The organism is Lysinibacillus telephonicus, from assembly GCF_039654155.1.
Classification (GTDB): domain Bacteria; phylum Bacillota; class Bacilli; order Bacillales_A; family Planococcaceae; genus Ureibacillus; species Ureibacillus telephonicus.
On record NZ_CP155468.1, the window covers coordinates 754,718 to 766,963 of the forward strand.

The window sequence follows — 12,246 nt, forward strand, 5'->3', positions numbered from 1 at the left end:
AGGAATATTTAAAATGGAAACTCGTTATGCAAACCATCCAGAGGAAATCAAAAGGTACAACACAGATGAATTAAGAAATCACTTTTTAGTAGAAACTATTTTTGAACCAGGAAAGGTTCACTTAACTTATACACATGCAGACCGAATGATCTTTGGCGGGGTTACTCCAACAGATGAAGAGTTAACAATAAAGCTCGATAAAGAATTGGGAGTGTCTTATTTTCTTGAGCGCCGTGAGTTAGGAATTATCAATATCGGTGGTGATGGAAGCGTTATCTTGAATGGTGTTGAGTATGATATGCAACGTCGCGACGGCTTATATGTAGGCAGAGGCACAAAAGAAGTATTGTTCCGCTCTAGTAATCCACAGGATCCGGCTAAGTTTTATATCAACTCAACTCCGGCACATCATACGTATCCGACCGTCAAAATTGATATTAATGAAATAAAACCACTAGAAGCTGGGGAACCTGAAACGTTAAATGAAAGAAAAATCTATCAGTATATTCATCCTAATGTGTGTGAAAGCTGTCAGCTTCAAATGGGCTTAACGATGCTATCTCCAGGCAGCGTTTGGAATACAATGCCATGTCATACTCATGAACGTCGAATGGAAGTGTACTTATACTTCGATATGAAACCTGATACTCGTGTATTCCACTTTATGGGACAACCAAATGAAACAAGACATTTGGTGATGAAAAATGAACAGGCAGTTATTTCACCGAGCTGGTCAATTCATACAGGAACAGCCACAAGCAACTATACCTTTATATGGGGAATGTGCGGAGAAAATATCACGTATACAGACATGGACCACGTTAAAATGGAAGATTTACGCTAAGTAAATCCTAATGTTGCTAATGTCTAGCGTTCGTTAATATAATAATCCTCTTGCAATAAGTGGAGGGGACTAGGAGATAAACAAATTTAAAAGGGTTTGGTTCAGGTTAAGGGCCAGATCCTTTTTTAGAATAGGAGGAGAAAAGGTGAGCCTAAACATTGGAATCAGAGCTCATGATGTGGCCAATCTTCCATTAAAAGAATTAGTAAGCGAGATATCTAGTAAAGGATTAACCTCTGTTCAGTTAGCGTTAGGGAAATCATTTAAAGAGATGAATACTTCATTAGGAAGTTTAAGTCCTGGATTTGCCCATCACATTGGAAGCGCTTTTAAACAAAAAGGAATTCAGATTGCGGTTTTAGGCTGTTATATTAACATGATTCATCCGGATCATCATGTTAGAAGAAAGGAACTCGATCGTTTCAAGGAGCATATCCGATTTGCAAGAGACTTTGGCTGTAGCATTGTGGGAACAGAGACGGGGAATGTCAATAAGGACATAGTGTATACAGAGAATAATTTTGAGGAACAGCCCTTCCTTGAAGTAGTGGAAAGTGTCAAAGAACTTGTGGAAGAGGCGGAGAAATTCGGTGTGCTTGTTGGAATCGAAGGGGGAATTAATCATCCAATCCATACACCACAACGAATGAAACGTTTACTTGACGAAATTCCTTCTAATCATCTTCAAGTTATATATGATCCTGCTAATTTTATGTCAATAGATAATTACCAACATCAAGAAGATGTGATTCAAGAAGCAATAGAGCTGTTTGGAGACAAGATTGTAGCACTTCATGCAAAAGATTTTATCATTGAGGATAACTGGATCAAAATGGTACCTGTAGGGCAAGGCTTGTTAAATTATGATGTTATTTTTAAATGCATAAAGCAAAGAAAACCTTTTTTGAACGTTCTTATGGAAGGTACAAGTGAACCTTACATCACTAGCAGTATGACATATTTAAAGGAGAAATATGACAACGCATAATGATGAATTGATGCGCCATAAAGAAGATGAAATAGTTACAAGGGAATATTATATTGGTGTTTTTTACAAATAAATTTTATAAAAATTAGAAGGCTGGTGTTCATATGCGAAATTTCATGGATGAAAATTTTTTACTAAACAACGATATCTCCATAACGTTATATAACGAGTATGCAAAGAATATGCCCATTATTGACTACCATTGCCATTTAAGCCCTAAGGAAATTTACGACAATAAAAAATTCAAAAATATTACGGAAATCTGGTTATATGGTGATCATTATAAATGGCGTTTAATGAGAGCAAATGGGATTGACGAAGAGTATATCACAGGCAATGCTAGTGATTACGATAAGTTCCTCGCATGGGCAAAAACTCTTCCGATGACAATTGGAAACCCAGTATTCAACTGGACTCACTTAGAACTTCAAAGATTTTTTGGGATAAATGAACTTTTAAATGAAGAGACCGCCCCTATCATTTGGGAAAAGGTAAATGCGTTATTAAATAGTGATGGTTTCCGTGCAAGGGATTTTATTAAAAAGTCAAATGTACAGGTTGTTTGTACGACAGATGATCCAGTCGACAGCCTTGAGTACCATCTGAGTTTGAAAGAAGATAATGATTTTGATGTAAAAGTTTTACCTAGCTTCCGCCCGGATAAAGGTCTCGAAATTAACCGTGAAGGATACCTAAATTGGGTGAAAACACTCGAAGGAATTTCAGAAATCCAGATTAATGGTTATGAGGATTTCCTTGAAGCACTTGAGTCAAGAGTTCGATTTTTCCATTCAATAGGCGGTAGAGTTTCGGATCATGCAATTGATACTATGATGTATGCAGACACAACGTTAGATGAAGTAAAAAGCATTTTTGCAGAAGCTTTACAAGGTAAAAAAGTTTCCACAGAAGCTGAAAAGAAATATAAAAGTTTTACATTAAGATTTTTAGGAAAGCTATATGCCGAATTAGGCTGGGCAATGCAGTTCCATATTAACGCCCTACGAAATAATAATGAAAGAATGTTTACTATTTTAGGTCCGGATACAGGCTATGATTCAATCAATGATGAAGAAATCGCGAAACCATTAGTGCAGCTATTAAATTCAATGGACAAAGAAAATGCGCTGCCGAAAACGATTATTTATTCTTTAAATCCGAAAGATAATAACGTAATTTCCGCTGTAATTGGAAGCTTTCAAGGGGGAGGAATTCCAGGAAAAATTCAGTTTGGTACCGCTTGGTGGTTTAACGATAATAAGTTAGGAATGCTTGAACAAATGCAGTCCTTAGCCAATATGGGTCTCTTTAGCCGTTTTATTGGCATGTTAACTGACTCCAGAAGTTTCTTATCCTATACAAGACATGAATATTTTAGAAGATTAATATGCAATTTAATCGGTGAATGGGTAGAAAATGGAGAAGTTCCAAATGACCCTGAATTCCTAGGGAAAATCGTTCAAGGCATCTCATACTACAATGCAAAAGAATACTTTCAATTTGAATAAAGAATACAAGGGTAAGAAGCAATTCAGATAAGGAGAGTCATTAGAAAAGAAATCTAAAGGATTGATAGGATTTAAACATTACACATCTTCTTAAAGTTTATGGGTGAATGGCAAAATGTTTAGGGGGAAGTCATGGAAAAATTAAATAAGCATTTCTTAAAAAATTATCAAAAACGCCCGGAGAAAGTCCTTCAGTTCGGTCAAGGTAATTTTTTAAGAGCCTTTATTGATTGGCAAATAGATGTACTTAACGAGAAAACAGGCTTTAATGGCAGTGTGGTAGTTGTTCAGCCACGCGGACAGGGTGCGGTTGAAAAGTTAAATGAACAGGATGGTTTATTTACCCTTTATTTACAAGGAATAAAAGAAGGGGGACCTGTTAAAGAGCATTCGATAATCAGTTGTATAAGTCGTGGTTTAAATCTTTTTAAACAATATGATGAATATTTACAACTTGCCCATAATCCTGAGCTGCGGTTTATATTTTCCAACACAACAGAAGCCGGAATTGTTTTTGACGACAATGATAAATTAACAGATCAACCACAAAAGAGTTTTCCGGGAAAACTAACATCATTCTTATATGAACGTTATCAAGCATTTCAAGGTGAGAAAGATAAAGGATTAATTATTATACCTTGTGAGTTGATTGAGCGTAATGGTGATCAATTAAGAGAATTGGTTTTGAAGTATACGAAAATTTGGAACCTTGGGGGAGGATTTGTGGACTGGATTAATGAAGCAAATACCTTCTGTAATACACTTGTTGATCGAATTGTCCCAGGTTTTCCGACAGAATCAATCGACGAGATTACAGCAGAGCTTGGCTATTTAGACGAATTTGTCGTTGTCGGTGAGCAATTCCATCTATTTGTTATTGAAGGGCCTCAATGGATTCGTGAGGAATTTCCAGTTCATCTAGCAGGATTGAATACTTTCTTTGTTGATGATATAACCCCATATCGAACAAGGAAGGTGCGAATCTTAAACGGTGCTCATTCAGCGATGGCTCCTGTTTCTTATTTATATGGGCTCAATACGGTAGGCGAGGCAATTGAGCATAAAATTGTTGGGAAATTCGTGAAAGAGCTAATTTATGATGAAATCATTCCAACATTGGATTTCCCCGAGGAAGAATGTCGTTCATTTGCAGACGAAGTGATTGAAAGATTTAGGAATCCCTATATGCAGCATTTCTTGTTAAGTATTTCATTAAATTCTACGTCTAAATTTAAAACAAGAGATTTACCATCTTTGCTGGAATATGTTAACCGTAAAAACACATTGCCGAAGAAGCTAGTATTCTCACTAGCTGCGTTAATTTCCTTTTATAAGGGGAAAAGAGGTGACGAAGAAATTGAACTTTCGGACGATCCTGAAGTGCTTGAATTGTTTAAGACACAATGGAGTAAAGCTAATGGCAGTTTAGAGAGCATAAAGGAGATTGTCTCAAGTGTGTTAAGTTGCGAAAAAATCTGGGATATTAACCTAAACGATGTACCAGAGTTAACAGGCGAGGTGACGAAAAATCTATTTGAAATTGAAACGAAGGGAATGAAACAGGCCATTGAATCCATATTGGAGCAAAAGACGGCCAATTAATAGGGGGAATGTTCATGTTGGATTTCATCCAGTTACATGATCACGATAATGTGGTTGTAGCATTAAAAGATTTGTCAAAAGGGCAAACACTGACTATTAAAGAGGAAATCATCGTACTAAAGGATGATATTAAAAGAGGTCACAAGGTAGCAATCAAAGATTTATCTATTAATGATCATATCATTAAGTATGGATACCCTATTGGCCACGCAATTAAAGAAGTTTCAGTGGGTGAACATATTCATACCCATAATATTAAAACGAATTTGGATGGAATTCAGGAGTATCAATTTCATCAAAAATTAAACAGCAATCCCTATGAAAATAAAAACCTTACGTTTAATGGCTTCAAAAGGAAGAACGGAAATGTAGGGATTCGAAATGAACTTTGGATTGTTCCAACTGTTGGCTGTGTGAATGGGATTGCAGAACGAATGCTGAAACTTTTTGAAAAAGAAGTGGGCGATATTCACCCGTTTGAAAACGTCCTCGTATTAAAACACAATTATGGATGCTCCCAATTAGGAGACGATCATGAAAATACTAGAAAAATTTTAAGAGATGCAGTGCTCCATCCAAATGCCGGTGGTGTCCTCGTTTTAGGATTAGGCTGTGAAAATAACAACTTATATGAATTTAAAGATGCTCTTGGAGATTACGATGAAGATCGTGTAAAGTTTTTAGTTTCGCAAGAGGTAACTGATGAAATTGAAGCAGGTGTTGAATTACTAAAAGAAATTTATGCAGCTGCTAAAAATGATAAACGTGAACCTGTACCATTATCTGAGTTAAAGGTTGGGTTGAAGTGCGGTGGATCTGATGGTTTTTCAGGCATCACGGCAAATCCATTGCTTGGTAGATTCTCAGATTTTCTTGTTGCCCAAGGAGGTACAACGGTGCTGACAGAGGTTCCGGAAATGTTTGGCGCGGAAACAATTCTAATGGAGCGTGCTGCGAATTCAGAAGTTTTTGAAAAGACGGTTGAGTTAATTAATGAATTTAAAGAGTATTTTATTGAAAACAAACAACCAGTCTATGAAAATCCTTCACCAGGAAACAAGGATGGTGGAATTTCTACATTGGAGGACAAATCTCTAGGTTGTACGCAGAAAGCTGGCACATCAACGGTAAAAGATGTTCTAAAATACGGAGAAATCCTTAGAGAAAAAGGGTTAAACCTATTGAGCGCACCTGGCAATGATTTGGTTGCATCTTCTGCTCTAGCTGCAGCTGGGTGTCAATTGGTACTATTCACGACTGGACGGGGAACGCCATTTGGATCCTTTGTGCCAACAATGAAAATTTCAACAAATACCCCATTGTCTGAAACAAAGCCACACTGGATTGATTTTAACGCTGGTGTGTTATTAGAGAAGGAGTCCGATATCGTGTTAAACGATTTTATCGACTATATTATTCAAGTTGCGAGTGGAGAACTCGTGAATAATGAGAAAAATGATTTTAGGGAAATTGCGATTTTTAAGACGGGAGTAACTTTATAAGTTGATGTTAGTGTTAAAGCATTTATTTCCTTAGAAGCCGACATTGTCTTAATGACTCTAACCTTAATAGAAAGGAGGAGAATTATGATTGGCAAGGAGTTTCCTTCAGAAATCAAAGAGTATATAGATGAGAAGACAGGAAATGTTGTTAAACAGATAACATCTAACGGTTCTAATAACTTCCACTTTTACTTTACAGATAACTCTTTTTGTACAGGTGATCAAGACATTTACTTCTTATCAGATCGTTCCTCTGAAAAATCAACAGTTTATAATCTTTTTAAAATGAATCTAGAGACTGGGAGGATTTTGCAGTTAACAGATGAACCCGAGGGAATCACCCCAAGCTTCCATACGAAAACGCCTGAGGGTGACATTGTCGTTTATGTAACGGGTAGATTACTAAAGAAGTTAGAAACTTCAACTCTTAAAACCACTGTACTCTATGAAGAAAAGCCAGGGATAGAATTAGGACATCCGCATATTTCTGCGGACAAAAGGTATATCGGGATGGCTCGTAATGAATTTGTTCCAATAGAAAGAGGAGCCAATTATAGAGGGTTTAAAGAAACGATGTATGCGACGAAAAAGGGGTGGATAACTTTAATCAGCATGGATGGGAAAGAAGTTTTTGATGTTTTCCAAGATACCCACTGGCTAGGGCATTTTCAGTTTTCTCCTATAAATAGCAGCCTGGCAACTTTTTGTCATGAAGGACCATGGAATCTTGTTCATCAACGGATTTGGCTATTGGATATTCGCTCTCGTTCACCTCAACCATTATTTAGGCAAGCAGAAGACGATTGTATTGGCCATGAGTTTTGGACCAGTGATGGCAAGATCTTTTTTGACAACCGTCGAAAAGGCCATGACGGAACTATTACCGTTCATAGAACGCAAGCAACTATTCAGAATTCACATGAATCAGGGCAGATTCCATTTGTAGGGCTAGTGGATGATGAGGGGAACTTAATCAGACAAATTGATTTGCCTTTCTATTGTAATCACTATCATAGCAATCTTGATAATACCCTATTAGTTGGAGATGAAGTAGAAGATTTAGTATTAATAGATATATCAGGGGAGAAAGCGATGATCAAAACGTTATGTTCTCATCATACGAGCTGGAACACTCAACAAACTCATTGCCATCCAACCTTTAGCTGGAATAACGAAAAGATTTTATTTACATCTGACCGAGAAGGATCATGTAATCTTTATTTAATTGAACTACCTAAGCAAACTTAATAAGGGGTGAATGATGTGTTTATTTTTGGAGAAAAAATCAAGGCCATCCCAACAGAGGAAGGGGTAAAACGAAAGCTTTTAGGTTACGGAGGCAGTTTAATGATGACTGAGGTAACCTTCGAGAAAGACGCGGTTGGAAGCGTCCATTCACATCCTCATGAACAAGTAAGTTATATCACACGAGGAAGCTTTGAGTTCAACCTCGACGGAGATGTGCAAATCGTTAGACAAGGAGACAGTATCTACATCCCATCCGGTATACGTCATGGTGTCAAAGCGCTGGAAGATGAGTCTACCATTTTAGATGTTTTTACCCCGCAGCGCGAAGATTTTTTACAAGAAAAATAAAATGAGAGGAATAGGTGAATCTATGAAAAAAATGATTAGTACGATCCTAGCAGCATTTTTATTCAGTTTTGGGGTTATTTCCGTCTCAGCTACATCAAATGACTTAGGAAGTGAAGTATTACAACCAAAGGATGGTTGGGCCTCCTTTGGAAATGGTACAACAGGCGGGGCTAAAGCAGATGAAAAACATATTTTTACTGTTACAAATAAAAGTGAATTGATTGAAGCACTGGGCGGCGATAATAAATCAAATGGCAAGAATGACACACCGAAGATTATTTATGTAAAAGGGACAATTGAGCTTAATGTAGATGAAAATAATAATCCGATTGGACCCGAATACTATGCGGAAGGTACAGGATATGATTTAGAAGAATATTTAAAGGCATACAATCCTGAAAAGTGGGGCTATGAAAAGGAAGTAGAAGGCGAACTCGAGGATGCACGTGCCGAAGCTCAGAAGAAGCAAAAAGAACAAATCGTTATCAATATTGGTTCAAATACGTCCATTATAGGAATTGATAATGATGCCAAAATTATTGGGGGAAGTCTTAATCTGAGCGGAGTAAAGAACATCATTATACGCAATATTGAGTTTGAAGCACCACGTGACTTCTTCCCACAATGGGACCCGACAGACGGAGATTATGGTGAATGGAATTCAGAGTACGATAATATTTCCATCACAAATAATACTGAAAATGTTTGGATTGACCATTGTACATTTACAGACGGCGAAAACACAGACGCATCGTTTGGTAAATACTTTGGCCGTACCTACCAGCAGCATGATGGCTTATTAGACGTAACTAATGGTGCAAGCTATGTAACGATTTCGTATAACAAATTTGAAGATCATGATAAAGTGATGCTGATTGGGTCAAGTGACAGCAAAACCACTGATAAAGATAGATTAAAAGTAACAGTTCACCATAATTATTTTAAGGATGTAACGCAGCGTTTACCAAGAGTACGTTATGGTGAGGTTCATATCTACAATAACTATTATGAGTATACAAACGACTCGGAGTACTTATTCGATTATGCATTTGGAGTAGGAGCTGAATCAAAAATCTATGCTGAAAACAACTATTTCAACTTTAGTTACGATGTAGATCCTTCTCAAATTATTCGTTATTGGAAAGGAATCTCTATATATGAAGATGGCTCATTCGTTAACGGAAAAGGCAAAGGAAGCCGAGTAGATCTTGTTAAAGCACATAACCAAGGAAATGATGCACAACTTAATGAGAATGTTGGTTGGAAGCCATCTTTGTACACAAAAATTCAGCCAACACAGGCTGTTCCTGCAAATGTAAAGGCAAAAGCAGGTGCAGGTAAAATAAAATAAGATTCTTAAATAAAAGACTTGTTCAGTATACATACTGGCAAGTCTTTTTGTTGGACTAATGAAAATATAAAAATATTTAACAATTATCTAAAAATATTAAATTATATTTGAAAGCGTTTTCCGATAAAATGAGAAATAAGAGTAGCATAAAAAATCAGTCGTGTTGTTGGCAAACGATGGATAATACTTTTAGATAGTAGGAGGCTGAAAAAATGGCAGAGCTAAAATTAAATAATATTTATAAAATATACGACAATAAAGTAACCGCGGTAAGTGATTTTAACCTTCATATTCAAGATAAAGAATTCATTGTATTTGTTGGACCATCTGGTTGTGGAAAATCAACCACTTTACGAATGGTTGCCGGACTTGAGGAAATTACTAAAGGAGATTTCTTCATTGATGAACGCCGTGTAAATGATGTTGCCCCAAAAGATCGTGATATTGCAATGGTCTTCCAAAACTATGCACTTTATCCCCATATGACGGTTTACGATAATATTGCGTTTGGATTAAAGCTTCGTAAAGTACCAAAAGATGAAATCAATCGTCGTGTGAATGAAGCAGCCAAAATTTTAGGTCTCGAAGAATATCTAAAACGTAAACCAAAAGCTCTTTCCGGAGGGCAGCGTCAGCGTGTTGCACTAGGTCGTGCCATTGTTCGTGACGCCAAAGTATTCTTAATGGACGAACCATTATCAAACCTTGATGCAAAACTACGTGTTCAAATGCGAGCTGAAATTGTTAAGCTTCACCGCCGCTTGGGGACAACAACCATTTATGTAACGCATGACCAGACAGAGGCAATGACAATGGCGAGTCGAATTGTCGTTATGAAAGATGGTGTAATTCAACAGGTAGGTGCACCTAAATACATTTACGAAAATCCAGAGAATATTTTCGTAGGCGGATTTATAGGATCACCTTCAATGAATTTCTTTAATGGGAAGATTTTAGACGGTGTATTTTCTATGGGAAAAACAAACATCGTGATTCCCGAAGGAAAAATGAAGGTTCTCCGTGAACAAGGATACGTTGGAAAAGAAGTTGTTCTTGGCATTAGACCGGAAGACTTCCATGATGAGCCAGTATTTATTGACTATGCTAAAGGAGCAACGGTTAAAATTGATATAGATTTAGCAGAACTTACTGGTGCGGATATGACGATTTACTCTACTATTGAAGGTCAGAATTTAGTAGCGACGATTGATCCACGTACAGAAGTCAAGCCTGGTGATCAGCTTGAACTTGCTTTTGATATGAATAAAGCTCATTTCTTTAATAAAGAGACAGAAATTAGAATTCGTTAGTCAACCGAAATATCAGAGGAAATAAAACTACCTAGTAAAAGTTTTATGGGAACTTTACTAGGTAGTTTTTGATTTTAAATCTCATTAGGTAGCAGAAGTTACCTAATAAGGAACTATCGTCAATGGTGGATGAGGTGCAGTTTATTTTTCTACATATATTCAAATTAGGGACATATAAGACATCCCTTTTTTGGTTAAGTTTTGAATAATGAAGTAAAATTGTGTAATATTTAACCAATCTTTAACTATTTTATAGTAAGATAAAATTATCTAGAAAAAGAATAATAATCAAATCCATATAAATGCCACTGGTGAAAGGTTAAACTTAGAGTTCATCATCAAATATTATTTCATCATAGTTTAACTTAATAGCCTCATAGATAAATAAACCTGCAATCAGGTGTGGGATAACAATTCGCTCACCTAAGTTTGATGGATGTGGTAACAAACCCCCACGTATTTTCATTGAAATATAAGTGTAGGCTAATTCGCTAAGTTTATTAGTAGGTTCTTGTGGCTCACTGGAGATAACAGCAAATGGAATAAATTCATCAAATAATTTTTTTGCAAGTTGTAAGGCCTCTTCGTTATGACAACTTTCAGTGAAAATACAAACTCGGTCTACTTCTGTCACAACAGTTTCTGGTGTCCATGCAGCTAGATTCACAAACTTCTCAACACCTTTTAAAGCATGAATTTCAATAGCTTCTAATTCACCAAAACATGCAAAATAAACCTTTCCTTGTCCAACACTAGCTTGCGCAAGTAAACGTGCAGTTTCTTCAATTGCTTCTTCTTCAGTTTGAATAATTCTTTGGAATAATCCACTCATTTGAGTAGAAAGTATTTTTGACATAGTTTCACCTCAGTAAGTATTATAAAATTTTATTCAATCAAATGTAAAATGTGAAAGATTGAAGGAGTTTCATTAATTAAATCGAAAATTAGGTTTTAAGGGAAATATTTTAGGGAATAAATAGTTGCCAATATCTGAAAATAAAACGACAATAAGGGGACAACAACTATGAAAAAGTTATTAATAGTAGATGACCAAAAAGGCATACGTTTATTGTTAGATGAAGTTTTTTCAAAGGAAGGCTATAAAATTCATCAGGCTTCAAATGGTTTGGAAGCACTTAAAATATTAGAGTCAGAAGAAGTTGATTGCATTTTGTTAGATATGAAAATACCTGGAATGAACGGTTTAGAAATATTAAAACAAATAAGAGACAATAAATTAAGTATTCCTGTATTTATGATGACAGCTTTCAGAGAACAAGAACTAATAGATGAGGCTGGAAAATTAGGCGTTGTAAATTATTTTACTAAACCATTTAACATATTTGATATTCGAAATGAAGTTGTTAAAGTATTAGAACAAGGTCAGGATTATTCGGTAGAAGATCGTTAAGGTTAAATTCTGATTTTGTAAAAGGAATTAATTACATAACATTTTTTCTGCTGTTATATACTTAAGCGTTGAAAAAGCTTTGTAATTGTAAACATAACTATAATTAAATTAAAATCTCTTTTGCTCGGTTTATA

General features: G+C 36.1%; 11 protein-coding genes. 10 read left to right on the top strand and 1 reads right to left on the bottom strand.

Features of this window, described 5'->3' with window-relative positions; genetic code table 11:
- Positions 1-13 precede the first annotated feature (13 nt).
- The 9 genes from kduI to MKY04_RS03670 all read left to right on the top strand — a co-directional run bounded on the left by kduI (position 14) and on the right by MKY04_RS03670 (position 10,701).
- Positions 14-844, top strand: a complete 831-nt coding sequence (gene kduI, locus MKY04_RS03630) for a 5-dehydro-4-deoxy-D-glucuronate isomerase (RefSeq protein WP_126294854.1) — start codon at positions 14-16, stop codon at positions 842-844.
- 145 nt (positions 845-989) lie between these two features.
- Positions 990-1,832 (top strand): sugar phosphate isomerase/epimerase family protein, encoded by an 843-nt coding sequence (locus MKY04_RS03635; RefSeq protein WP_126294853.1) that lies wholly within the window; start codon positions 990-992, stop codon positions 1,830-1,832.
- A gap of 104 nt (positions 1,833-1,936) precedes the next feature.
- Positions 1,937-3,340 carry a glucuronate isomerase gene (uxaC, locus tag MKY04_RS03640; protein ID WP_126294852.1) on the top strand — a complete coding sequence of 468 codons (1,404 nt, stop codon included), beginning with the start codon at positions 1,937-1,939 and terminating at the stop codon, positions 3,338-3,340.
- A gap of 132 nt (positions 3,341-3,472) precedes the next feature.
- Positions 3,473-4,942, top strand: coding sequence for a tagaturonate reductase (locus MKY04_RS03645; RefSeq protein ID WP_126294851.1), 1,470 nt, complete (start codon positions 3,473-3,475; stop codon positions 4,940-4,942).
- A gap of 14 nt (positions 4,943-4,956) precedes the next feature.
- Positions 4,957-6,444 (top strand): altronate dehydratase family protein, encoded by a 1,488-nt coding sequence (locus MKY04_RS03650; RefSeq protein WP_346235322.1) that lies wholly within the window; start codon positions 4,957-4,959, stop codon positions 6,442-6,444.
- A gap of 84 nt (positions 6,445-6,528) precedes the next feature.
- Positions 6,529-7,692 carry an oligogalacturonate lyase family protein gene (locus MKY04_RS03655; RefSeq protein ID WP_346235323.1) on the top strand — a complete coding sequence of 388 codons (1,164 nt, stop codon included), beginning with the start codon at positions 6,529-6,531 and terminating at the stop codon, positions 7,690-7,692.
- 15 nt (positions 7,693-7,707) lie between these two features.
- Positions 7,708-8,040 (top strand): cupin domain-containing protein, encoded by a 333-nt coding sequence (locus MKY04_RS03660; RefSeq protein ID WP_246020350.1) that lies wholly within the window; start codon positions 7,708-7,710, stop codon positions 8,038-8,040.
- Positions 8,041-8,062: 22 nt separating this feature from the next.
- Positions 8,063-9,391, top strand: a complete 1,329-nt coding sequence (locus tag MKY04_RS03665; protein ID WP_346235324.1) for a pectate lyase — start codon at positions 8,063-8,065, stop codon at positions 9,389-9,391.
- A gap of 212 nt (positions 9,392-9,603) precedes the next feature.
- Positions 9,604-10,701, top strand: a complete 1,098-nt coding sequence (locus MKY04_RS03670; RefSeq protein ID WP_126294847.1) for an ABC transporter ATP-binding protein — start codon at positions 9,604-9,606, stop codon at positions 10,699-10,701.
- A 325-nt stretch (positions 10,702-11,026) separates the two neighbouring features.
- Here the strand turns inward: MKY04_RS03670 and MKY04_RS03675 are convergent, their stop codons facing one another.
- On the bottom strand, positions 11,027-11,557 hold the full coding sequence (locus tag MKY04_RS03675) for a DUF2529 family protein (RefSeq protein ID WP_126294846.1): 531 nt from the start codon (positions 11,555-11,557) through the stop codon (positions 11,027-11,029).
- A gap of 168 nt (positions 11,558-11,725) precedes the next feature.
- Between MKY04_RS03675 and MKY04_RS03680 the strand changes: the two genes are divergently transcribed.
- A complete protein-coding gene (locus MKY04_RS03680) occupies positions 11,726-12,112 on the top strand; it encodes a response regulator (RefSeq protein ID WP_346235325.1) in 387 nt (128 codons plus the stop codon).
- Positions 12,113-12,246 lie beyond the last annotated feature (134 nt).